The organism is Actinoalloteichus hymeniacidonis (assembly GCF_014203365.1).
Classification (GTDB): Bacteria; Actinomycetota; Actinomycetes; order Mycobacteriales; family Pseudonocardiaceae; genus Actinoalloteichus_A; species Actinoalloteichus_A hymeniacidonis.
This window is the reverse complement of sequence record NZ_JACHIS010000001.1, coordinates 4,861,624-4,885,500: the sequence shown is the minus strand read 5'-3', so window position 1 is coordinate 4,885,500 and position 23,877 is coordinate 4,861,624. Positions and strand designations below refer to the sequence as shown.

At 65.9% G+C, this 23,877-nt stretch carries 22 protein-coding genes; 15 read left to right on the top strand and 7 right to left on the bottom strand.

The genetic code is table 11. From position 1 onward, the window contains the following. The first annotated feature begins 100 nt into the window (after positions 1–100). Entirely contained in the window at positions 101–1,054 is a 954-nt protein-coding gene (locus BKA25_RS20470) for a phosphotransferase family protein (protein ID WP_069847432.1), read from the top strand. On the opposite strand, the gene BKA25_RS20465 is transcribed toward BKA25_RS20470, so the two are convergent. Both BKA25_RS20465 and BKA25_RS20460 read right to left on the bottom strand, forming a co-directional pair. Further along, the gene (locus tag BKA25_RS20465; RefSeq protein ID WP_069847433.1) at positions 1,051–2,283 is read right to left on the bottom strand and encodes an NAD(P)/FAD-dependent oxidoreductase; all 1,233 of its coding nucleotides are present in this window, start codon (positions 2,281–2,283) and stop codon (positions 1,051–1,053) included. The genes BKA25_RS20470 and BKA25_RS20465 overlap by 4 nt on opposite strands. Continuing rightward, a complete protein-coding gene (locus tag BKA25_RS20460) occupies positions 2,280–2,612 on the bottom strand; it encodes a bifunctional 3-phenylpropionate/cinnamic acid dioxygenase ferredoxin subunit (RefSeq protein WP_069853356.1) in 333 nt (110 codons plus the stop codon). The genes BKA25_RS20465 and BKA25_RS20460 overlap by 4 nt, the downstream gene beginning before the upstream one ends. Positions 2,613–2,748: 136 nt before the next feature. Between BKA25_RS20460 and BKA25_RS20455 the strand changes: the two genes are divergently transcribed. The 8 genes from BKA25_RS20455 (at position 2,749) to BKA25_RS20420 (ending at position 11,827) form a co-directional block, all read left to right on the top strand. Continuing rightward, positions 2,749–3,558, top strand: coding sequence for an IclR family transcriptional regulator (locus BKA25_RS20455; RefSeq protein ID WP_084643577.1), 810 nt, complete (start codon positions 2,749–2,751; stop codon positions 3,556–3,558). A 472-nt stretch (positions 3,559–4,030) separates the two neighbouring features. After that, positions 4,031–6,529, top strand: coding sequence for a GcvT family protein (locus BKA25_RS20450; RefSeq protein WP_069847435.1), 2,499 nt, complete (start codon positions 4,031–4,033; stop codon positions 6,527–6,529). 129 nt (positions 6,530–6,658) lie between these two features. Continuing rightward, complete coding sequence (locus BKA25_RS20445) at positions 6,659–7,789, top strand: aromatic ring-hydroxylating oxygenase subunit alpha (protein WP_069847437.1); 1,131 nt, start codon at positions 6,659–6,661, stop codon at positions 7,787–7,789. A gap of 78 nt (positions 7,790–7,867) precedes the next feature. Next, entirely contained in the window at positions 7,868–8,446 is a 579-nt protein-coding gene (locus BKA25_RS20440) for a flavoprotein (RefSeq protein ID WP_512699152.1), read from the top strand. Positions 8,447–9,095: 649 nt separating this feature from the next. Beyond that, positions 9,096–10,499, top strand: a complete 1,404-nt coding sequence (locus BKA25_RS20435; protein ID WP_069847441.1) for a glycoside hydrolase family 6 protein — start codon at positions 9,096–9,098, stop codon at positions 10,497–10,499. Between the two features lie 211 nt (positions 10,500–10,710). Next, positions 10,711–10,980, top strand: a complete 270-nt coding sequence (locus BKA25_RS20430; RefSeq protein ID WP_069847443.1) for a hypothetical protein — start codon at positions 10,711–10,713, stop codon at positions 10,978–10,980. A gap of 103 nt (positions 10,981–11,083) precedes the next feature. Then, the gene (locus BKA25_RS20425; protein ID WP_069847445.1) at positions 11,084–11,398 is read left to right on the top strand and encodes a hypothetical protein; all 315 of its coding nucleotides are present in this window, start codon (positions 11,084–11,086) and stop codon (positions 11,396–11,398) included. A gap of 48 nt (positions 11,399–11,446) precedes the next feature. Next, a complete protein-coding gene (locus BKA25_RS20420; protein WP_069847447.1) occupies positions 11,447–11,827 on the top strand; it encodes a VOC family protein in 381 nt (126 codons plus the stop codon). Between the two features lies 1 nt (position 11,828). On the opposite strand, the gene BKA25_RS20415 is transcribed toward BKA25_RS20420, so the two are convergent. After that, positions 11,829–12,455, bottom strand: coding sequence for a dihydrofolate reductase family protein (locus BKA25_RS20415; RefSeq protein WP_069847448.1), 627 nt, complete (start codon positions 12,453–12,455; stop codon positions 11,829–11,831). After that, on the bottom strand, positions 12,452–13,237 hold the full coding sequence (locus BKA25_RS28745; protein WP_446323464.1) for an ArsR/SmtB family transcription factor: 786 nt from the start codon (positions 13,235–13,237) through the stop codon (positions 12,452–12,454). The genes BKA25_RS20415 and BKA25_RS28745 overlap by 4 nt, the downstream gene beginning before the upstream one ends. 328 nt (positions 13,238–13,565) lie before the next feature. Between BKA25_RS28745 and BKA25_RS20400 the strand changes: the two genes are divergently transcribed. Further along, positions 13,566–14,720 (top strand): sensor histidine kinase, encoded by a 1,155-nt coding sequence (locus tag BKA25_RS20400; RefSeq protein WP_069847450.1) that lies wholly within the window; start codon positions 13,566–13,568, stop codon positions 14,718–14,720. Next, the gene (locus BKA25_RS20395; protein WP_069847452.1) at positions 14,717–15,376 is read left to right on the top strand and encodes a response regulator; all 660 of its coding nucleotides are present in this window, start codon (positions 14,717–14,719) and stop codon (positions 15,374–15,376) included. Before BKA25_RS20400 ends, BKA25_RS20395 begins: the two co-directional genes overlap by 4 nt. 168 nt (positions 15,377–15,544) lie before the next feature. On the opposite strand, the gene BKA25_RS20390 is transcribed toward BKA25_RS20395, so the two are convergent. Then, positions 15,545–16,477 carry an alpha/beta fold hydrolase gene (locus BKA25_RS20390; RefSeq protein WP_069847454.1) on the bottom strand — a complete coding sequence of 311 codons (933 nt, stop codon included), beginning with the start codon at positions 16,475–16,477 and terminating at the stop codon, positions 15,545–15,547. A 338-nt stretch (positions 16,478–16,815) separates the two neighbouring features. Further along, the gene (locus BKA25_RS20385; protein WP_069847456.1) at positions 16,816–17,367 is read right to left on the bottom strand and encodes a GNAT family N-acetyltransferase; all 552 of its coding nucleotides are present in this window, start codon (positions 17,365–17,367) and stop codon (positions 16,816–16,818) included. 317 nt (positions 17,368–17,684) lie between these two features. Between BKA25_RS20385 and BKA25_RS20380 the strand changes: the two genes are divergently transcribed. From BKA25_RS20380 to BKA25_RS20365, 3 genes are all read left to right on the top strand, one after another. Continuing rightward, positions 17,685–18,584 (top strand): CPBP family intramembrane glutamic endopeptidase, encoded by a 900-nt coding sequence (locus tag BKA25_RS20380; protein ID WP_084642654.1) that lies wholly within the window; start codon positions 17,685–17,687, stop codon positions 18,582–18,584. A gap of 257 nt (positions 18,585–18,841) precedes the next feature. After that, the gene (locus BKA25_RS20370; protein ID WP_069847458.1) at positions 18,842–19,183 is read left to right on the top strand and encodes a hypothetical protein; all 342 of its coding nucleotides are present in this window, start codon (positions 18,842–18,844) and stop codon (positions 19,181–19,183) included. Position 19,184: 1 nt separating this feature from the next. Beyond that, positions 19,185–22,421, top strand: a complete 3,237-nt coding sequence (locus BKA25_RS20365; protein WP_157420983.1) for a P-loop domain-containing protein — start codon at positions 19,185–19,187, stop codon at positions 22,419–22,421. 106 nt (positions 22,422–22,527) lie between these two features. Here the strand turns inward: BKA25_RS20365 and BKA25_RS20360 are convergent, their stop codons facing one another. Further along, the gene (locus BKA25_RS20360; protein ID WP_069847463.1) at positions 22,528–23,178 is read right to left on the bottom strand and encodes a TetR/AcrR family transcriptional regulator; all 651 of its coding nucleotides are present in this window, start codon (positions 23,176–23,178) and stop codon (positions 22,528–22,530) included. Positions 23,179–23,448: 270 nt separating this feature from the next. On the opposite strand from BKA25_RS20360, the gene BKA25_RS20355 reads away from it, so the two are divergent. Beyond that, complete coding sequence (locus BKA25_RS20355; protein WP_216637803.1) at positions 23,449–23,796, top strand: hypothetical protein; 348 nt, start codon at positions 23,449–23,451, stop codon at positions 23,794–23,796. The last annotated feature ends 81 nt before the right edge of the window (positions 23,797–23,877 follow it).

Genomic DNA, 23,877 nt, shown 5'->3' with positions numbered 1-23,877 from the left:
ATATCAACCCCTCGACGGCCGCTGGTCTTCCCACACATCGAAGTGGTCACTTCTCACTATTCCGGTGGGAACGGGCCCGCGATGGATTACGGTTCGCGGCATGTCGCCGGGATCGCTACTCCCTTCAGCCGAGACCGAGGACGAGTACGACAGGATCGCCGACGACGATGAGCTGCTGCTCCCCGGCGTCACCGAGCTCTGTGCGCGACTCGGACTCGCCGACGAGGAGCTGGACCGCTTCGACGACGGTTCGCTGCCTGTCTACGCGGTGGGAGACGACCGGGTACTCAAGCTGTACCCCGGCGTCTACGCCGAGGAGGCGGGGATCGAGAGCTCCGTACTCGAGGCGATCGACGGCCGACTGTCGATTCCCACCCCGGTTCCGGATCGAGTGGGCGAGTTCGAGGGCTGGACCTATCTGCTGATGACCCGGCTGACCGGCGTGAGCCTTGCCAGGGTGTGGCGGAAACTGCCCCCGGACAACCGGCAGGCGATCGCCGAGCGGCTCGGCACGGCACTGGCCGAGCTGCATGCCGTCAGTACCCCGCTGGTCGAACTGGGCCCCGCCGACTGGACCGAGTTCATCGAGGACCAGCGGGCGAACTGCCTGGATCGCCAGCGTGAATCCGGCCTTGCCGCGCGCTGGCTCGACCAGATCCCGGACTTCCTCGACGCGGTCGATCTCGGCGCCGCCGCGGGCTCCGCGCTGTTGCACTGCGAGGTGATGGGCGAGCATCTGCTGGTGTCCCCCGGCGAGCAGGGGTGGGAGTTATCGGGTCTGTTCGACTTCGAACCCGCGATGCGGGGCGCCCCCGAGTACGACTTCGCCTCGGTGGGCATGTTCGTGACCGCAGGCGACGGCGCCGCCCTGCGAACCCTGCTCAGGTCCTACGGTTATCCGGCCGCAGAGTTGACGGCCGAGACCTCCCGCCGATTCCTGGCCTACGCGTTGTTGCACTGCTCCGGAACCCTGCCGTGGTACCTCCGCAGGCTGTCGCCGCCCAGCGCACCCACGCTGAATGCGGCGGCCCGCACCTGGTGGGCCCTGGACTAGCCGGTGGCCAGCGGCGCCGCTCCCATCGACAGTTCGCGTCGCAGCCGGGTGAATCGTTTGCCCCGATTCATCGCGACCACCCCGGTGAGCAGGCCGTCTCGCCGGTAGGCGGCCGCGAAATCGCGGTCGGCCAGCGAACCCTCGAGTATCTCGACCTCGTCGGTCGGCCTCGGATGGCCCGCGACCTGGATCCGGGTCGAGTACTGGTCGGACCAGAAATAGGGCACCCGATTGGGCCGGTGCAACGCATCGGGGACGCCGTGGACGGGCGGTGCCTGCTGCGCGGCGGTCCGGCCCGTCAGCAGGGACCGCACCGCGGCGGGAGCCTGTTCCACGGCCGCAGCCCAATGCTCGTGTCGCCTGCTTCCGCCCGCCGGATCGGCATAGTTCGCCACATCGCCCAGCGCGACCACACCGGGCAGCGCCGTAGCCCCGAAGGCATCACAGCCGACGCCGTCGACCAACTCCAGGCCGGAGCCCGCGAGCCATTCGGTCTCGGGGCGAGCGCCGACGCCGACCACCAGCACGTCGGCGGGTAGCAGACGACCGTCCCCGGCCACCACCGCGCTCACCCGCCGGGTCCCCGGATGCGTTCGAACCTCGGCGACCAGGAATCCACAGTGCACCGGCACGCCGTGATCGGTATGCAGGCCTTGGCAGGCGGCGCCCACGGTCGGACCGAGCAGGCCGCCCATCGGGACCGGCATGGCCTCCACCACCGTGACCGGAATGCCCAGGGCATGGCAGCCTGCGGCGACCTCGGCTCCGATGAAACCCGCCCCGACGATCACCGTCCTGGGCGTTCTACCGGTCAGCGCCGCGCGCAGCGCCTCGGCGTCGGCGACGGTACGCAGCGTGTACACGCCGTCGATGTCGGACAGTGCCTGCAGATTCCTGGCCCGGGCGCCGGTCGCGAGGACCACGCCGTCGGTGGCGATCAACCTGCCGTCGGCCAGCTCGACGGTCTTGGTGGCGGGGTCCAGTCGCACGGCTGCCGTGCCCGTCAACCAGTGTGCGTTCGTGGCGGCGAGTTCCTCGTCGGTCGCCAGCGCCAGATCCGACCGGCCCAGGTCGCCGCGTAGGAAACCCTTCGACAGCGGCGGGCGATCGTAGGGCGTGGCCGCCTCGGCGCCGACGACCACCACCGTGCCGGTGAAACCCTGGTCCCGTAGTTCCCGCACCGCGTGCCAACCCGCCAGGCCCGCGCCGACCACGGTCACCGTCCTCATGCGGCGTGCTCCCGCACCTCGGCGCCGACTCGGGCGGCGTCCAGATGGACGACGTCGTCGACGAGTACGACCGCCCAGGTCCGGACCGGTCGCCGTGCGGGCAGGCCGGTCGGAATCCCGGTGCGTAGGTCGAACATGGCCGCGTGCAGTGGACACTCGACCAGGCAGCCCTCCACCCAACCGTCGGACAGCGAGGCGTCCTGATGGGTGCAGGTGTCGTCGATGGCGTAGAGGTCGCCGTCGACATTGAAGATCGCGACGGGGTGCGGGGCCAGGACTCGGACCGATTCCCCTGGCGGGATCTCGGCCAGTGAGCAGACGGGGATCAGGGCGCTCATAACGGCTCCAGTTGCGCATGGCGAGACATGGTGTGCAGTACGCAACACTGTGCGGTCCGCTATCGAACTGGTCAATAGGCCGCTCGGGTTGTCCGAACAGGCCGGTCCGGGCGGCTACCGTTGCGCCATGGGCGATGACGCGACGGTGATCGGACGGGGCAGGGAATCGGCCAGGACCGGTGGCAACGTGGTGCAATCGGTGGACCGGGCCATCAGCGTGCTCGAATTACTCGCCAAGAACGGGGAATCCGGGATCACCGAGATCGCCGGAGAACTCGGCGTCCACAAGTCCACGGCCTCGCGGCTGCTCACCGTGCTGGAACAACGCGGCCTCGTCGAACAACTCGGCCAACGCGGCAAGTATGTGATCGGCTTCGGCATCGTCCGGTTGGCAGGCGCGGCCACCGGCCGGATGGACCTCGCCCAGCTCGGCCAGACGGTCTGCCAGTCCTTGGCGGAACAACTCGGCGAGACGGTCAACGTCGCGGTCCCGGACAGCGGGGTGGCCATCAACATCAGCCAGGTACGCGGCGCAGCGTCGGTGACCACCCACAACTGGGTCGGCCAACGCACCCCGCTGCACGCGACCTCCAGTGGGAAGGTCCTGCTCGCGCACCTTCCGGACCGACAACGCGAGGAGCTGCTGCGCGAGGAGTTGGAGAGCTACACGCCGCGCACCGTCACCGACATCGCCGACCTGCGCACCGAACTCGACCAGGTGCTCCGGGACGGGTACACGGCCTGTTTCGAGGAATTGGAGCTCGGGCTCAACGCGTTGGCGGCCCCGGTCCGGGGAGCCGATGGTGTGGTGCTCGCCGCGATCAGCGCCTCCGGCCCGTCCTATCGGCTGTCGCGGCGCCGAATCCGCCAGGTGGCGCCGCAACTCATCGCCGCCGCCGAGGAACTGTCCGGCCGCCTCGGCTATCTCGGCGACTAGCCGCGCCCCGCGTCCGACATTCCGAACGGCTCGACGCCTCCGGACCACGTCCTCGGCGACCGAGATCGGAGTAGCCGCCCCGGCCCGGCGACAACGATCCAGGTGGGGCGCCTACACGTGATCCGAGGCCGCGACCGCCCCCGATCCAACGCCGAAACGGCCTATTGACAGTGCCCGGCCGGGCGAGGATTTTGTTGCGTATTGAGCGACACACTTCGTGCTGTGCAACAGATGGGCGGTTGCGGCGTGGAAGGTCGAGTACGGGCGAACGCCGACGCACTCCGGCTCGACACGACCGTGACCTGCCGGGGGCGTCGGATGGATCCGGTGACCCACACCGATCGGCGCGGGTGGCTCACCCTGCGCTGATTCGCATTCCCGGGCTTCCCGTTCTCGGGAGCCTCACGTCCCCACCACGGTCGACGCGCGGCCGTGGCGGCGTCCCGACGTCGAATCCGTAGGAGGTTCCGAGGTGACCGCACCCCCGAGAGTGGTCGTCATCGGCGCTGGCATCGTGGGCTGTGCCCTGGCAGACGAGCTCACCGAGCGCGGCTGGACCGATGTCACGGTGCTGGAGCAGGGCCCACTGTTCGCCACGGGCGGCTCCAGTTCCCATGCGCCCGGCCTGGTCTTCCAGACCAACAGCAGTCGCACCCTGATCGACTTCGCCGCGTACACCGTCGCGAAATACCGTGGCCTGACCGCGAGATCCGGCGCGGGCACCGTCGTCGAGCCCTGCTTCCGATCCGTCGGCGGTCTGGAGGTCGCGGGCTCGCCGCAGCGGTGGGCCGACCTGCACCGCCGACATGGCTGGGCCACCGCCTGGGGCATCGAGACCAACCTGGTCTCGGCCGCCGAGGCCGCGCGCCTGCATCCCCTGCTCGACGCCGACCGAATCCTCGGTGGACTGCACATCCCCTCCGACGGCCTCGCCAACCCGGTCGGCGCCGCCCAAGCCCAGGCCGAACGCGCCATCGAACGCGGCGCCCGCTTCCTGCCACACCACCGGGTGATCGCCATCGACCGCGCGGGCGGCCGAGTGAGCGCGGTGCGCACCCCCGATGCCCGGTTCCGGGCCGACATCGTCGTGTGCTGCGCGGGAATGTGGGGCCCGCTGCTCGGCGAGCTGGTCGACCTCCCCATCCCACTGACGCCGATGGCCCACCAATACGCCTGGTCGACCCCGCTGTCCGCCCTGCGCGGGGCACCCGCCGACGGACACGACGCGGCGCTGCCCATCCTGCGGCATCAGGATGCCGACCTCTATTTCCGCACTCACGGCGACCGACTGGGCATCGGCGCCTACGGCCACCGGCCGATGCCCATCGACCCGAAGAGCCTGGCAGGTCAGCCAGTGCCCGCCGATGAGACGGCCGAGCGACCCGCCTTCGACACCATGCCCTCGGTCCTGGAGTTCACCGCCCCGGACTTCGAGGACTCGTGGTCGGCCGCCGCCCAGCTGTTGCCCGCGCTGACCGAGGCGAAGGTCGACGAGGGCATCAACGGCCTGTTCTCCTTCACCCCCGACGGGATGCCGCTCCTCGGCGAGCACCCCGAACTGGAGGGCTGCTGGATCGCCGAGGCCGTGTGGATCACGCATTCCGCGGGCGTCGCCCGGGCGATGGCCGAGTGGCTGATCGACGGGCAGGCGAAGGTGGACCTGCACGGCTGCGACCTCAACCGTTTCGAACCGGTGCAGCGAACCCCCGGTTACGTCCGCACTCGCAGCGTCCGAAGCTTCGCCGAGGTCTACGACGTCATCCACCCACACCAGCAGGTCGAGGAACCGCGCCCGTTGCGCACGAGCCCGTTCTACGAGCGGCAGGAACGACTGGGCGCGCTGTTCACCGAGGCCAGAGGGTGGGAACGACCCCAGTGGTACACCTCCAACGAGCAGCTCCCGGAGCTCGACGAGGTGCCGTCACCGGGGGAGTGGGCCGCCCGACACCATTCGCCGATCGTCGGGGCGGAGGCCCGGCGGGCCCGCCGCACGGTCGCCCTGTTCGACATGACCTCGCTCACCCGTCTCGAGGTGACCGGCCCCGGGGCCGCCGACTTCCTGCAGACCATGACGAGCAACAACGTGATCCGCGACCGTGGTTCGATCACCTACACCCTGCTACTCGGCGACGACGGCGGAATCCGTAGCGACCTGACGGTGGCGCGGCTCGGCGCCGAACGATTCCAGCTCGGCGCGAACGGTCCCCTGGACCTCGACTGGTTGCGCAGACATCTGCCCGGCGACGGATCGGTCCAAATCCGCGACATCACCTCCGGCACCTGCAGCCTGGGTCTGTGGGGACCCGCCGCCCGGGACGTGCTCGGCGCCCTCACCGAGGACGACGTGTCCCACCGGGGACTGCGCTACTACCGGGCCAGGGAGATCTGCGTCGGCAACGTGCCGGTCACCGCCATGCGACTGTCCTATGTCGGCGAACTGGGTTGGGAGCTCTACACCACCGCCGACCTGGGACGACTGCTCTGGGACACCCTCTGGGAGGCGGGTGCCGAACACGGCATGATCGCGGCCGGGCGCGGCGCCTTCGACAGCATGCGGCTGGAGAAGGGCTACCGCAGCTGGGGCACCGACATGACCGGCGAACACGGCCCCGCCGAGGCGGGCCTGGATTTCGCGGTGCGGCTGAACAAGGGCTACTTCGTCGGACGAGACGCCCTCGCGGCCCGAGGCGACCGGCCGCCCGCCCGCCGACTCACCGCGCTGGTCTCGGCCGATCCGACCGCCGTGGTCGTGGGCGCCGAACCGGTGTTGGTCGCGGGCCGTCCGGCCGGCTACGTCACCAGCGCGGGCTACGGCCACACCATCGACCGATGCATCGCCTATGCATGGCTGCCCGCCGAGCATGCCGTGCCCGGCAGGCCGGTGGAGATCCAGTACTTCGGTGACCGGTTGCCCTACGAGGTCGCCGCCGATCCGCTGTTCGACCCCGAGGGCGCCCGCATGCGCCGCTGAACACCCGCCCGGCCCCGCCGCCGGGAGTTCCGGGCCCGATGACCGACCGATCAGCGCGGCGACCACTTTCGACGTCCGCGCTGTCGATGCACGCCATCTTCGACCGGCATCTTCGAGAGGCGAGAGATCATGACCACCACCGATGGCCCGACGGCCCTGGTTGCCACCCTGCCCGGTCACTACTACACCGATCAGAAGATCTTCGAGGCCGAGCAGGAGCGCATCTTCGAATCCGACTGGATCTGTGCGGCTCGGGCCGCCGACCTGCGTGTTGCCGGGGACTTCCGAACCGTGCAGGTCGGCAGGGAGAGCGTCCTGATCGTGCTCGGCCGAGACGGCGAGCTGCGCGCCTTCCTCAACATCTGCCGACACCGAGGGGCCCGGTTATGTCTCGCGGAGCAGGGGACGGTTCGACGCAGCCTGCAATGTCCCTACCACGCCTGGACCTACGGCCTGGACGGGCGACTGATCGCCGCGCCCAACCTGGCCTCGCTGGGGTCGGTGGATCGCACCGAGTACGGCCTGCTGCCCGTGCGGCTCCGGCAGTGGTTGGGCTACCTCTGGGTATGTCTGGCAGCCGAGCCGCCGTCCTTCGAGGACACCGTGATCGACGCGGTGACCGAACGGCTGGGCACGCCGGCCGCGGTGCAGCGTTACCGGGTCGAGGAGCTCGCCCTCGGCCGACGAATCTCCTACGACGTCGCGGCGAACTGGAAACTGATCGTCGAGAACTTCATGGAGTGCTATCACTGCGCCACGATCCACCCCGAGCTGACCGAGGTCCTCCCCGAGTTCGCGGAAGGGTACGCGGCCCAGTACTACGTGGGGCACGGCGCCGAGTTCGCCGCCGAGGCCCGAGGGTTCACCGTGGACGGTCGACCGGGATTCGACAGCCTGCCGGATATCGCCCCGGATCAGGATCGCCGCTACTACGCCGCGACCATTCGGCCGCAGGTATTTCTCAATCTGGTCCCCGACCACGTGATTCTGCATCGGATGTATCCGCTGTCCGCCGACCGGACCCTGGTGGAATGCGATTGGCTCTATTCGACCGAGGTGGTCGAATCCGGTGCGGACGTCTCGGCATCCGTCGAATTGTTCGATCGGGTCAATCGACAGGATTTCGAAGCCTGTGAGCGTTGCCAACCGGCAATGGCCTCCCGCGCCTATGCCCGAGGCGGTGTCCTGGTTCCGGTCGAACACCACATCGCCGAGTTCCATCACTGGCTGACAACCCGATTGGGCTCCGATGCCTGCTGATCACTCTGAAGCCTCGCCGGATTCGTGGCGGCTGCGGGCACCTTGGTCGGTGGTATCGCCGCGCGTTAACCTCCGTCGGTGACACCGCCTTCCGCGCAGCCTGCCCCGATGATCGGTGTGGTGGCCGCAGCCACCGGCGGCCTCGGAGAACTGCGGTCCGGTCTGATCGAACCTGCCCTGAACAGGGGTTTTCGTGTCGGCGTGACGCTGACTCCGACTGCGGCCCGCTGGCTGGCCGCCGCAGGCGAGCTCGACGCGATCGCGGCTGCGACCGGGTTGCCGGTGCGGTCGCAATCCCGGCTTCCGACCGAGGCGCGTCCGCATCCGCCGGTCGATTGCTACGTCTTCGCACCGGCCTCGGCGAACTCCGTCGCGAAGCTCGCGTTGGGGATCGGCGACAACCAGGCACTCACCCAGCTCGGCGAGGCACTCGGTGATCCGACGGTGCCGGTGGTGGTGTTTCCCAGGATCAATGCCGCGCATGCCCGGCACCCGGCGTGGCCGGGACATCTGGCCGCGTTGCGCTCGGCGGGGGCAATCCTGGTCGAGGGGCCCGCAGTGTTCCCACTGGCCGAACCCGCCGAGAAGCCGGTCCGCCCGCTGCCCTGGCCCGCGATCCTGACTGCGGCGGCCGAGGCGTTGTCGTCGCCGTTGTGATGGACGAGCCTGCCGACCCACCGATTGGGCCGGGCCAGCGGGCATCGTTCTTAGTGTGGGAGCGTTCCCACCGCTGGCCGGCCGTCGGCTCGTTGATCTTGCCTGGTCGGCGTCGCCTTGCTTGCCACGTGCCACGGAGAAGGACGGCTGCCGTCCCGGTCGAATCGCATCACTTCGCCGCACTCGCCTGCGGATATCGTCCTGCGGGTGCGGGTGTTGTCCCCGTGCAGGTCAATGGCCCCGATGCGCGCAATGTGCTGATCATGAACAATTCGGTGACGGTGGCCGCATTGAGCGCATAACGCCAGGTCAATGGATTGTCTCCTGGTTGTGGGTCTCCGTTGGCGTCGATACCGAACAGTGACCGACTCGGCCGAATCGAGGCCTACTTGACGTCTTTCGTGATCGGTTAAGCAGACTTCGGGTGAGCACGGAAGTGCGGCGAACCGCCGCCACCTGCGATTTCCTTCGCGATGCCGCGCTGAACATCGGGACTTTCGGTGATCCCCAGCGCAATTTTCGCGTTACGCCCTCTTTTCAGCCTGTTACGACATTGGTACAGTCAGTTCTGGGAGCGCTCCCAGAAGTCCGTTGCGTAGCGCTCACCGCCTCTGACAAGGGTGTCGTGAGGAATAAGCAAGGAGCCGAAATGAGATCTGACTCCCCAAGTAAGGCGAAGCAATTACGTCGCCGTCGCGGCACCGCCGCAGCATCGGCGCTGGTTCTCGCTTCCGGACTACTACTCGCAGTGGGGCAGACCGCCAGTGGTGCCGACGACCCGACGCCTACCCAGCAGCGGGTCGACAACCCCTATGAGGGCGCCACGCCCTACGTGAACCCGATCTGGGCGGCCAATGCCGCCTCGGAGCCCGGTGGCTCGGCGATCGCCGACGAACCCACGTTCGTCTGGATGGACCGGATCAGTGCGATCGAAGGCAATGGCAGCCCCACGACGGGCGATTACGGCCTTCGGGACCATCTCGATGAGGCGGTCACCCAGGGCGCCGACCTGTTCCAGGTCGTCATCTACAACCTGCCCGGCCGCGACTGCGCCGCGCTGGCCTCCAACGGCGAGCTCGGACCGGACGAACTGCCCCGGTACGAGTCGGAGTACATCGACCCGATCGCGGAGATCCTGAGCGACCCGGCCTACGCGGACCTGCGCATCGTGACGATCATCGAGATCGACTCGCTGCCGAACCTGATCACCAACGTCGGTGGCCGGGAAACCGCGACCCCGCAGTGCGACGAGATGCTGGCCAACGGCAACTACGTCAACGGCGTCGGCTACGCGCTCGACCAGCTCGGTGCGATTCCCAACGTCTACAACTACATCGACGCCGGTCACCACGGCTGGATCGGCTGGGAGGACAACTTCGCTCCGTCCGCGAACCTGTTCTTCGAGGCCGCCAACGCCAACGGTGCCACCCCGGACGACGTGCACGGCTTCATCGCCAACACCGCGAACTACAGCGCTCTGACCGAGGACAACTTCGCCATCGGTGACACGATCAACGGTCAGCCGATCCGCGGCGAGTCCAGTTGGATCGACTGGAACAACTATGTGGACGAACTGTCGTTCGCCCAGGCGTTCCGCCAGCAGGCCATTTCCTCCGGCTTCAACTCCGACGTCGGGATGCTGATCGACACCTCCCGCAACGGCTGGGGCGGCTCCGAGCGTCCCACGGGCCCCGGCCCCGAGACCAGCGCCGACGAGTACGTGGACGGCGGCCGCTATGACCGCAGGATCCACCTCGGCAACTGGTGCAACCAGTCCGGTGCCGGCCTCGGTGAGCGTCCCACCGTCGCACCCGCCGCCGGAATCGACGCCTACGTCTGGGCCAAGCCGCCGGGAGAGTCCGACGGCGCCAGCGAGGAGATCCCGAACGACGAGGGCAAGGGCTTCGACGAGATGTGCGACCCGAACTACGAGGGCAACCCGCGTAACCAGTACAACATGTCCGGTGCGCTTCCCGACGCGCCGCTGTCCGGGCACTGGTTCTCCGCGCAGTTCCAGGAGCTGCTGGAGAATGCTCACCCGCCCCTCAACTGACCGGGTGAGTTCCGCGCGCTGAGCGCGAAATCGCACCACCTCGGGTGGGGAAGCCTGCACAGGCTTCCCCACCTTTGCGTTCTGTGGGCGTGGGAAACGCCCTGTTTGGTCTCTTGTGGGCTGATTCCACCCCGGGAACGATTGCGCGCAGCACATCCAGGGGGCGGACTTGTCGGAGACGACACGACGGAAAGCGCAGGCCAACGTTGCCTTGGAGATTCCCGGCATCGTGGCGGCGCTTGCAACGACGATCATGCTGGTTGCCTATTTCCCGATCGCACTGCTGTTCAGCGTCATCGCGGTAGGCATCGGAGTCATCGGTATCTGGCGCGGCGGCCGCCGCCGGGCCTTCATCGTCGTGATCGTCCTCGGCGGTCTCGGTCTGGTGTTGAGTTCGGCCATGATGCTGGTTTTGGTGTCGGTAGGCGGCGGCGAAGTGGGCGGGGTGCGAACCACCGTGGTGGAACGTGTCCCTGTCTGATCGCTAGTTACTCAAGGAACCAGGCCGAGATGAGCTGTCTGGTCTCTTGCCGATCTCGGAGCGTTCCGTGGATGATCAACAGAGCACATCAGGGGGAGCGGACATGTCGGAGACGACACACCAGACGACGCAGATCAACCTCGCCTTGGCGATCCCCGGCTTCATCGCTGCGCTTGCGGCGGTGATCACAGTGCCTACCTTTTTCCCGGCCGCACCGCTGTTCGGCCTCATCGCGGTGGTCATCGGCGTCGTCGGAATCCGTGGCGGTGGCGGAGGCCGACGAACCTTCATCGTCATGACCGTCCTCGGCGGACTCGGCCTGGTGCTGGGCGCGGCCATAATGCTGTTCCTGATACCGGTAGGCGGCGAAATCGAGTCGACCGTGGAGACCATCGTGGTGGGACGCGGCCTCGGCTGATCCCCGTCCTACCATGTGCACACTGCTCCGAAGGGAAGGTCGCCCACCATGTCGCGGCTGCGGGACATCGTCGTCGACTGCGGACACCCGGCCTCGCTCGCCCAGTTCTGGGCCGAGGCGTTGACCGATTACGAGGTGGCCCCCTACGACGAGGCGGAACTCGCCCGACTCCGTGCCGAGGGGATCGACGGCCCGGAGGATGACCCACTCGTTCTTGTCCAGCCGATCAGCGGTATCGGGCCGAGGCTGTTCTTCCAACTCGTCGGCGAGGCCAAGACGACGAAGAACCGGGTCCACTTGGACCTGCACTGTGAGGACTTGGCCGCCGAGACACAGCGATTGATCGATCTCGGCGCGACACCGCTGAGTCGGACCGACGACTGGGTCGTGCTCGCCGACCCGGAGGGAAACGAGTTCTGCGTGCAGTGATCTAGACGAAGTCGGTGACGCCTTCGTATTCGCCTTGGGGTACCTGGTCCGTCGGCTCGTACTCGAGAAGCAGCAGGCCTTTCGGCGTCGCTTCGTGGCGGACGAGGCGGAGGCCGGACGGCAGGCCGGGTCCGGACAGGAAGCGCCTGCCGGTCCGGAGAACCACGGGCGCGACGGCGAGCCGGAGCACGTCGATCAGGCCTGCCGACAGCAGCGCGTCGCCGAGGCAGGCACTGCCGTGGATCTGGAGTTCCCGCCCCGGTCGTGCTTTGAGTTCGGCGACCGAGTGCACCGGGTCGCCGGTCAGCACGGTCGTGGGATGCCAGGCCCCCTCGGTGAGGGTGTTCGTCACGACGTACTTCGGCAGCGTGTTCATCCGCTCGGTGTAGGGATCGGCCGGATCGGTAATCTCCGGCCAGTCGCGCGCGAACGCCTCGTAGGTACGTCTGCCGAATAGCAGGCCGTCCGCGACGTCGAGCCATTCGGAAGTGCGCTGGACGAAGGTCTCGTCGAGGTAGGGCACGAGCCAGCCGCCGCAGGCGAAACCGCCTGTGGTGTCCTCCTCCGGCGAGCCCGGTCCCTGGCTGACGCCATCGAGCGTGACGAACTCGGTGAGGGTGATCTTCATCGTGCGGCCTCATTCTCGGCGAATGCGGCCAGCTGACTCGCGACGGTGCCCCAGCCGTCGGCGAAGCCGAGTTTTTCGTGCAGCGCACGGGCTTCTGGGTCCCTGTGGCGGAGGACGATCCGGTAGTCCGTGCCGTCCGGGTGCTCGCCGAAAGTGATCGTGGCGGTCATCGCGACCGGGGCGGGGTCGGCCGGACGCCATGAGCTGTCGACCGCGTTGGTGAACACGATCCGCTCGAGTTCGTCGACGGCGAGGAAGCATGCGTCAAGGTGCGGGACGAACTCGGCTCCGTCGTCGCTCATCCGCGTCACGAACGCCCCGCCGGGCCGAGCCTCGAGGCGGTCCACCTGGCAGCGGGTCGGCGACGGGATCCACCACTGTGCGAGCCGGGTCGGATCGGTCCACGCGTTCCACACGGTTGCGCGCGGGGCGCGAATGATCCGCTCCAGGGCCAGGTCGAGATCAGGGTTCACGGTGTGTTCTCCTCCGGGGCGGGCGGTGACGAACTGTTCGAGGCGGTCGGTGCGTTCTTCCCAGATGTGACGCTGCTCGGCGAGCCAGTCGTCGACGAGGGCGAGCCGCTCGCGGCTGAGCACGCAGGTGCGTACCCGGCCGGACTTGACCGTGCGGATGAGCCCGTTCGATTCGAGCGTCCGGACATGCTTCATGAACGAGGGGAGCGTCATCGGGAACTCACGCGCGAGGTCGCCGACACTCGTCGGCCCGCGCCCGAGGCGCCGCACGACGGCTCGCCGGGTCGGGTCGGCGAGCGCGACGAACACGCCGTCGAGTTGCGCCGAATACTGTGCCATGTGGCTAAGTATGGCTCGACGCTGATACTTAGCGCAAGGGCTAAGCATCTGTCGGCGTCGATGAGATCGACTTCGCGGGCGCGGAAACCGACATGATCGCCGTGCCGTCTGGAGCTGGAGCCAGCCACCCGACCTGGCACGGCGATTCTCAGCGGCATGTCCGCTGCCACGAGGATGTCGCGGGGCGCGATGCCCGACGGCGCAACACGCCGGAACCGGCCGCGCCGGTGATGACAGCCGGACGGCAGCAGTCCCGTCGGCGCACCGACCGAATCCGTCCCACGACTACAATTCCCCGGTGATCAACCGCCGGCGCGTCCTGGAAAGTTGGCGCCGACTCGACGTTGTGGTCCGGGATCTCCCCGTCGCGCTGCTCTTGGCCTGTGCTTCCCTGATGCCCGCATTCCACAGCCACGGCACCCGACTCGGCGGGATACCGGACCGCCCTTTCGACGCGCTGGCTTTGGCGGCGGTCCTCTTGCAATGTCTGCCGCTCGCCTTCCGCAGACGAATCCCCACCGGCTGTCTCTACCTGACCGCCATCGGGCTGTGCATCGACCAGATCGCTGGCTACCACACCCTCGCGGGCACCGGATTCTCCCTCGCAGTGCTGAGCGCAGGCGCGCACATCCAGCAGTATCGAAGGAGCACCGCGCTGGTGCTCTCCGTGGGATATGTACTGCTGACGATCGTCTTCAACCAACTCGGTTATGGCGAGCCGCTCGGTGAGTTCGTGACCTTTTACCTCGCTGTGGTCCTCGTCTGGTTCATCGGGGTGTGGTGGCGCCGCACCAGAGCGGCAGAAGCCGAACGCCGACGCCTCATCGCCGAGGAGACCCGAACCGCCGAACGGACTCGCATCGCTCGCGAACTCCATGACGTCGTGACTCACCATGTGACATCGATGGTCGTACAGGCCGAGGCGGCGCGATATCTGACCGCCGCGCCGGATCGTCTCGACCAGTCTCTGACCTCGGTCGCCACCACCGGTCGCCGGGCCATCACCGACCTGCGGCATCTGCTGGACGTCCTCAACCCCGATTACGACACCGAGGCGGGCTCACCACCCGCGGCCAGCCTCCACACCCTGGTGGAGCAGACACGCCAGGCGGGCCAGCCGGTGGAATTCATTCAGGAAGGCAAGCCTGTGGAGCAGGCAGGCAGCGCCTACCTGGTCGTCTATCGAGTGGTGCAGGAGGCTCTGACCAACGCCCTGAAATACGCGAAGGGCGCCCGAACCTCGGTCCAGGTGCAGCACGCCGAGGACGAGATCACCGTGGAGATCGGGACCGATGATTCCGGCTCCCGTGCCGCATCTCTCGGCGGCAGCGGACGAGGACTGACCGGACTACGTGACCGGGTCGACGTCCTCGGCGGTGACTTCCAGGCTGGACAACGGCCGGGCGGCGGATTCTTCGTACGGGTGCGGATACCTGCGGAGAACCCGTCGTGACCGCCCCCATCCGGGTGCTGGTCTGCGACGACCAGGTCTTGGTCCGCACCGGTCTGGTGACGATCATCGATGCACAACCCGACCTCGAGGTCGTGGGGGAGTGCGGGGACGGGCAGACGGCGGTCGACCTCGCGGGCACCCTGCGCCCGGATGTCGTGCTGATGGATCTACGCATGCCGGTGCTGGACGGCATCGAGGCCACTCGGCTGCTCGCGGGTGCCGGGATTGCGCAGCCCGCCAAGGTGCTGGTGGTGACCACGTTCAATCTGGACGAGTACGTCTACCAGGCGCTGCGGTCGGGTGCGAGCGGGTTCCTACTCAAGGACGCACCGCCCGCCCAACTGCTGCACGGCATCCGAACCGTGGCCACCGGCGCCGCGCTGTTGGACCCGGAGGTGACCCGCCAACTCGTGGGCCGATACGCCTCCCGGATCCGCCCGACCGAGGACACCACCCAGGACACCCCGCTGACCCCGAGGGAACTGGAGGTGCTTCGGCTGATCGCCGACGGCCTGGCCAATCGGGAGATCGCGGCGACCCTGTCGATCAGCCAGGAGACCGTGAAGACCTTCGTGTCACGCATTCTCACCAAGCTCGATCTTCGGGATCGCGTCCAGGCCGTCGTCTATGCCTATCGGCGGGGCCTGGTGACCTGAGGCGGCGACGGAGATCGCGGCGATGATCACTCCCGCCGACGGCTGCCCGCACCGCGACGACCGCCACCGCGATCTCCCCGGCGGCCGAGAAACCGGCCGCTTCCCCCACGGGCCGGTGCATCGGCGGCTCACCTGATGAAGCGCCGATGCGGGCCCAGGTAAGGATCCCTATCCGTTGGCCGCCGCGCGGGAGACGACATCCCGGATCGACTCGACGGCGAGATCGGGCTGATCGAGGTAGATGTGGTGGCCGGCCTCTTCCGCAGTGCTCAGGTTGCTGTCGCCGGACAGCGCGAGCCACTTCTCCTGACCCTGCGTCCAGGCTCCCTCCAATGCCTCCCCGTATTCGGGCATCCCCTCGGCGAGGTACTGGACGCCGTGCTGGATCACCTCCACCGGGATGTCACCGGCGGACGCGACCTCACCATCGGGAAGTGCCAGCTGCTCCGGGCCCTCACCCTCCAAGACCGCGAGGGTTTGATCGCGAACGACGACGGCGTCGCCGGTGGCCGACTCGGGAATGCCTGCTGCGAGGTCGGCGCCCTGCGTCGGCGAGGTGGCGTCCAGCAGGACCAGGCCCGCGACCCGCTCCTGGTTATCCGGCGCGTACCGACCGGCGATCACTCCGCCCATCGAGTGCCCGACCAGGACGACGGGGGCCTCCCCGGAGAGTTGGTCGATCACCCCGGTCAGCACCGCTCCGGCGTCCTCGAGCGTCTGCGGCTCGGCGGGCTGGTCGCTGCCTCCCGCGCCCGGCCGGTCGTAGGAGCAGACCCGATCCTGCTCACCAAGGGTCTCCTGGACATCGGCGAACATCGACAGGTCGTCACCGCCCCCGTGCAGGAGGAAGACAGCCGGGCGGCCATCGACCGGGGCGCCGGAGCAGGAGACATTGATCGAGTGCTCCTCTACCGTGATCTGCTTCGTGCCGGTGAACGTGGTGTCGTCCTCAGTGGCCTGTTCCGAGCCCTCCTCGGTGGTGCTGCCGGTGCTCGCCGCCGAATCCGATTCGGTAGTCGAGGAATCCCCACAGCCGGCAAGCCATACGCTGGCGGTGCAGCACAGTGCGATCACAGCGGATGTCCTGCGATTGCGGTTCATATGTACTCCTGGATGAACGACGTGGTGTGCGCGGCGCGGTAGACACGAAAGATCGCCCCCGCTCTTCGGTGGGTGGAACGATCCGCGCATGATCCGGCGAAGTCCGAGGGGCGCGTACCTGCTGTGGTCGCGTCCGGTCGTCGGGTCCGGGCGATCACGGGCAGCCGCCGACAGCGACCGGCACCGATCACATCCGTCCCCCGCCGACTCCTTCGCCTGGCACCGCAACGTTGGTGCTGCGGTTGTCCAGAAGCCTATGAACGCGGTGCGGGAAAGTCGTCACCACGCGGTGGACACTTGCGGGTAGCTCTTTTGGGGGACAACCGCGCCATTCGGCGTCAGTCGGCCGATGGCACCGCATCCAGCGCGGCGAACTCGTCGTCCAACAACCCCATCAACACCATGTCGTGCCACACGCCGTGAACGCGCAGGGTGCGGCGCGCTCGGCCCTCCTCGACGAAGCCGACCTTCCGATACACCGCGATCGCGGCAGCGTTGGCGTCGGCGACCCACAGCTGGATTCTTCGCAATCCCATGGTGTCGAATCCGAATCGGCACGCGAGTCGCGTGGCCTCCGTTCCATAGCCCTTACCCCAGCACTCCTTCTCTCCGATGTAGATGTCGAAGTCCGCGCTGCCGATCTCATGTGCGGTGTCGCCCAGCGAGATCAGGCCGATCAGTCGTCCGTCATGCACCGTCTCGATGCCCAGCACGGTGCGTTCGAAGGAATTCGGCGGCCGATCGGCGTAGCCCTCGATGAAACGGGTGCGGGAGACCGGGAACCCGGTGGAGAACCACCGCATCACCTCCGGATCGTTGTTCCAACGCCAATGGGCTTCGGCCTCGGCGGGTTCGATGGGGCGAAGGCGGACGGTCGCACCGTTGCTCATACGGCAGTGTTAGCACCCGCCTAGATCACGGGACAACGGAATATCTCCGCGCGGGCAGTCGAGATGCGCGCATGCCGAGTACCCGGAATTCCCGTCGATGCTCCGTCTAGCCCTACCCCGAGTGAGTAGTCAGCAGTAGCCCGTTTCCGATCGGGACTGCATAGCGTGGCGATCACGCGATTCGTGCGGACCGAGCGGATGCTCGGTCATCGCCATGGCGTATCGACAAGCAGGAATTCCGGCGTAGGCGAGGCGAGCCGCCGCCCTTGCGTCGCATAGCAACCGAGTACACCTCGTACCCACGGAGAACGGAAATCATGACACTGACGGATCGGGTAGGCGACGCTCACCACCGGGATGAACCCTCTGCGGCGCGTCTTCGGGTACGTCGTTTTCGGGTCCCCATCCTGTCGGTCGCGTTATTCGCCATCGTGGTGGTGACCGGCGGGATCATCCAGCTGCTCATGCCCGTGCCGCTGCTGGCATTGCCGATCGGCATCGGCCTCGCGGTCTCCGGTGTCGTTGCTTACCGCCGGCTATCGCGCACCGTCGAGCTGCGGGCGGACGTCTCCGAGCTGACCCCGAGCGGAAAGTGGCGCGATCTGCGGCTGGGCACGCTCGTCGGCGCCATGCTGTTCACGGTGTTGATGCTGCTGATCGGCATGTTCGGGGGTTGGGAGCAGCTGGCGTGGGGCTCGGTGGGTGGTTTTCTGGCCACCGCCGGATTGATGGCCTGTGTTGCCGTCACCGAGGAGACGTTGTTCCGGGGGCTGATCTTCCGCGTTCTGGAGGAACGAGTCGGCACGGTGCTCGCTTTGGCCTTCTCCTCCGTGTTGTTCGGCCTCACCCACCTGGTCAACGAGAACGCCACGCTGTGGGGAACGCTCTCGATCGGCCTGACCGGCGGTGTCATGTTGGCGGCCGCGTATCTCGTCACCCGCTCGCTGTGGTTGCCGATCGGCCTGCATTTCGCCTGGAACCTCACCCATGCCGGCGTCTTCGGCGTGGTGATCTCCGGTTCGGACACCCCGCCGGAGGGGTTGCTGAACCTCACCCTGTCCGGCCCGTCGCTGTTGACCGGGGGCGCTTTCGGCCCGGAGGCGAGCCTGTTGGCCCTGCTGGTGTGTCTGGTGCCCACGGTGTTCCTGCTCCGCAAGGCATCCCGTACCGGTCAGATCCGGCCTCGGCCTAAGAAGGTCGACACGATCTCGGATTGATCCGTGACTCCGGACCCGATCACTCCGATACCGAAGCCCCTATTGCTTCAGTCTCAACCGGAAATAATGTTCGGGATCAGCTAGTCCCTGGTCAGCTCATTCACTTCGGATGTGAAGAGCAGGTCGGCATCGAAATCCATCCCGGTGAAATGCCCGGCGATCTCCAACGAGAGCAGGCCGTGCAGCCGGGTCCCGGGCGCGGAAGATGAACTGTGCGTCTACCGAGCAGCACGCTCCGTCATGCATAATTGAGGACCATGCTGCTCTTCGTTCGGGTCGCGCTATTCGTTGGCGCTGCGGTAATAGTGGTCGCAGTCGCGGCGGCTGCAACGCTCCGCGGAGTGGAGTTCGCGAGCTGGGTTGCTGGCTCCTTCGGTGCGCTCACGATGGCTACGGGGCTGGTGATGCAGGCACGCCGATCCCGGTCGAACAACTCGGAGGCGCCTCGCGACCGGATCGAGCAAAGGCATGTGAAGGCAGGCGGGCGGATCATCGGGAAGTCGGGTGGCAGCGGGGGTGGCGACAACATCCTGCAGGAGCGGTTGGATGCTGGCGGCGATGTGATCGGCAAGCAAGCCGCACCAGAGCTGGACCGTTGAGATGCAGCGACCCGGCGATCGCGAATCGAAAAGCCAGCAGAAGATTACCCAGACACGTGTTCGTGCTGACCGCGATGTCATCGGACACCAGGAAATCCACCAGCTCAACGTCACTCAGGCCGCGACCTTGCCGGTCGATAGGGCGGTCAACTCTGCCTACCTCGAACATGTACGCGTGCTGGCGCCCGTTCAACTGGAGGGACGAGAAGAGGAACTGGCGACCCTTACCAGGTTCTGTACCTCGGAGTCGACCGCAGACAGCTACCTTGTGTGGCGAGCAGATGCCTGGTCAGGCAAATCGGCCTTACTCTCGTGGTTCGTGCTGCATCCGCCGCCCGGTGTGCATGTGGTGTCCTTCTTCGTCACCTCCAGCTTGCCTCATCAGAACAACCGCCAGAGCTTCGTAGAGAACGTGCTAGAACAACTCTACGACCTGGTAGATGAGCCTCCCCTCGCCAACTTGACCGATGCGAAGCGGGAGACACATTTTCGGCGGCTCCTCACCGCTGTCGCCACGAAGTTTCACCAACGTGGCGAGCATTTCACCTTGGTTGTCGACGGCTTGGACGAAGATCGCGGTGTTGATGGCTCAGCCGACGCACACAGCATCGCGGCGCTGCTGCCCGATACTGGCGTTCGTGTTGTTGTAGCGAGCCGAGCGGTCCACGATCTACCCACCGATGTACCACCTGGCCACCCGCTGCAATCGGCGACGATCGAAGCCCTGTCTCCGTCACCCAGGGCGGCGGTCGTACGAGAGGCGATGACCAGAGATCTGAAGCGGCTGCTCGGCGGTACCAATAGTCACCGTGATCTACTCGGTTTCATCACAGCCTCAGGGGGAGGTCTCTCCTCCCGAGATCTCGCCGAATTGACAGGTACCTCGGTGTGGCAGGTCGAGGACCAACTGCGCACGGCAGATGGGCGTAGTTTCACCAGGCGGCCAGGTTTTTTGCCGGTTTATCTCATGGCCCATGCCGAGTTGTTAATCCTGGCGACTGAAATGCTCGGCCCGCAGCTAGAATCTTACCGCCAACGCCTCCACACGTGGGCCGATAGCTATCGTCTCCGTCACTGGCCATCGGACACACCAAGCTATTTGCTCCACGGTTACGTACAGACCCTAGTAGCGACCGATGACCGCTCCAAGTTACTCACCTACGTCACGGATCCTCGGCGGCAGAATCTCATGTTGACCGTGACCGGACACGACGATGCTGCGCTAGCAGAGATCGAGACATCCCAGAGACTGTTGCTGAACGACGAATCTATCGGTCTCGTGACCCTAACTCGGTTAGCAGTGCACCGTACGAGCCTATATTTGCGAAATAATTGGGTTCCTACTCGTCTTCCATCCACTTGGGTAGAAGTCGGTCAAGTCGACCGGGCTAAATCCCTCATAAATGTCATAAGCGACCCTCTTGAGCAGGCACGGGCATTGACGTGGACAGCAGCAGTTCTTCATCGCGACGGTGAGCAGCGTTTAGCTGGTGCTCTCCTGGACAAGGCCGAAAAATTGACGATCTCGATCAATCAGTTTTGGGGTATAGGGCCGCTCGTTGAGCTTGCAAGGAGAGCCTTGCGGATCCAGGATCACGAACGCGTTGAACGTGTTCTTGGTGCGATTAAGCATGCCCGCAACCGCGCCGCAGCTTGCGCATCCCTCGCGCTCAGTGTCTACAATGATGCCAAGGGTGACGAAGCTGAGCAATGGTACCGCAAAGCGGAGAAAGAATTAGCCGAGAACGATAATCGCTGCGACGTGGAGGGGCTTGCTCAAATTGCGGCGGCCGCAGCGGCACTCGGACATTCCGCTAGGGCATCGGTGCTCGTGCAGTGCGTTTTCGATGACCTTCCGAAGAGTTTAAGCGAAGAGTACCTCAAGGCAAAGGTTGCTAGGGCGTTTGCAGATGGTGGTCTATTTGACGTCGCGTGTCGCGTGTCGACCTCAATTAGTGATTACGGCCGTCGGGAAAGAAACCTGTTGGATGTGATTCGTAATATCGCATGCTCGAATATTGGCAAATCCGAAGAATTGGCTCGGTCTATGGGGGACGCAGCGCTGCTCCATGCGCGCTTGGCGGTCGTTGCCTTCGAAGCGGCGAGTGAAGGCGACCGGCCGCGTGCCGATCGGTTGCTCGCGGAGATTGAAGAGTTACAGGCAGGCGCTCAGGATGACGAGTGGCGGACTTTCAGCCTCGTTGGCAACGCCGTTTCATATGCCTGTTTGGGGGATTTCGAACGATCAGAGTTTTTCGTCAACAGTCATCTGTTGCCGCTGGGAGAAGTTGATGGAGTTCTATCCGTAGCCAAGGCTTTAGTTCGAGCAGGTGATCTTGCGCGTGCGTCTCGATTTGTTGAATTGGCTGAAGATGCAGCTAGGGCCACAGCGGTCGACATCGATGGACGAAGGCTCCTGCGGTGGGTGGGCCTGCTGATTGACTTCGCCGAGTTCGACCGGGCGGAAAAGCTGATCCTTTCTTTTTCAGTTGGCGAAGTGCGATCTGCAGGGATGGCGGCTCTCGCTGAAGGGCTCATCATTGCCGGTGAGCTTGCCCGCGCCGAGGAGTTCCTTGAATTAATCGTGGATCCAAGGCTGCAACAACGACCACGACGGGAGCTTGTTCGTGTTCTGCTAGCGCAAGGCGAGGACGGACGGTCTGTTCGCATCGCTAGAAATGCCGTAGAGGCAATGCACCGTGCTCAACTGATCATTTCTATTGCAGGATCAATTCGTGAACCTAGCTTGCTTGACGAGGCTATTGATATCGCTGATGGGATCGAGGTCCGCAAGTCGTGCTTAACGGTCCTAGTTTCTGCGCTCAAGGTCGCGGCGCAATTAGGAGACCGTACCCGGACTGCGGCACTACTAAAGCGAGTGCGTGGGTACGCGACGCGGACCGACCAGCAACCGAACGAAGATCTAGACTACTTTCTATTTCGGGGTTTGCCGGAGCGACTTCGCACTCTGACCGAGATTGTCGACATCATCGAACGGAGGTCGCGAGATTTAGTTTCGACAAGTTTCACGGATTCGTACCCAGCTGCGCTGCTGAGGAAGGACAAGGGAATCTCGCAATCGGTTGTGGTTGCGCGGGAACTTGTAACGAGTCACTGGTACGAAAACGTCGGTGATCTAGTGTCATTCGAACCCGAGGCTTTTCATGCAATTTTGTCTGAACTGGATCGTATTGGCGATCGGTCTTCGTTGAAAATGTCAGCCGCAGGCAGCGGGTAATGTAGCACCCTTTATGACATGCTTGGTCTTGCGACTTTTTCAGTTTTCTGATGCTGTGTTTTCTCTTGCGTTCAGTGGGGGAGCTCGAGCGAGCTACGTGAGCGAGCTAACGCTCGGAAAGCTCGTCCACCTCGGCCGCGAAGAGCAGGTCGGCGTCGAATTCCATCCCGGTGAAATGCCCCGCGATCTCCAGCGAGAGCAGGCCATGCAGCCGGGTCCAGAAGTTCAGGGCCAACTGGATGGTCGCGGGGGTCGCCGGATGGTCGGCGGCCCAGCTGCGATGGTCGGCTAGATGCGCGGTGAACTCCGTCGACGGGCGGGGTGTGGGCACCCGCATACAGACGTCTAGCAGGGTGTACATGATCTCACCCGCGATGGCGGTGACGTCGGGTGGCGCGTGATATCCGGGAACCGGCGTGCCGTAGATCAGCAGGTAACGCTGCGGATCGGCAAGGACCCACCGGCGCATTGCGCGGGCCAGCGCGGGCGGACCGGCCGCGGGATCGGCCGCCGCGACCTCGGCGAAGGTGTCGGCGAGGTCGCGGTAGGCGTCCTTGATCAGCGCGGTGATCAGTTCGTCGCGGCCCACGAAGTAGCGGTAGAGCGCCGGGCCGCTCATGCCCATCTGCTTGGCGATCGCATTGAGGGAGAGCGCCGATGCTCCTGCGGTGGCGATCTGTTCCCAGGCGTGGCTCTTGATCTCCTCGCGTACCTGGGCGCGGTAACGCTCACGGGGTGTTCCCGAGATCTCCGCCATGGTCTGCCGCCTCCCGCGCCTGGTTTCGGGGATCTCACGCTCAGTAAGCGTTAGAGGCTATCACGAAGATTATTGACTATGCCGATGCGATGTTGATACAACCTATCGAAATAGTTAGAGCCTCTAGCGGTCGCGCGTCGCGACCCCGGCGGCCTCCAACTCCACGATGGGAATGCCGTGCCTGGAACCTCGACTCAGTCATCCCGAACGGACTCGACCCGGGCACCCGGTCGGCTCGGTGATCGCATCGGCCGGGTGTTGATGGCCGTCATGGCAGTCACCACGCTCCTCGTCTTCGCCAACGGACTCCTGCAATGGGGCGACACCCCGCCTGATCGACTCATCGTCGAGGGCTGGCGCACCTTCGGCTTCGGTGTCTTCGCCGGGCTGTGGGCGATCCTCGCCCGCTGGCCACGACGAATCCCCGGACTCTGGGAACTGCTGCTCTTCCACAAGCTCGCCGTCACCACGCTGGGTTTCCTCGCCTGGGATGCCACCGCGGAAGCCCAGGAGGTCACCGCCGTCGACCTGGCCCTGGTCGTCCTCACCTCGGTGGCGTATGTGCTCTGTCGGGGCTGGCAGCCCTGGCGGGGCAGCGAACGGTGGCGGTCGGACTGAGCACATCCGAGCCGAAACCACAAGCCATTGCCCGGCGGCCGGGATCTGCGACAGGATCGAACCTCCCGCCAGCAACCAGCC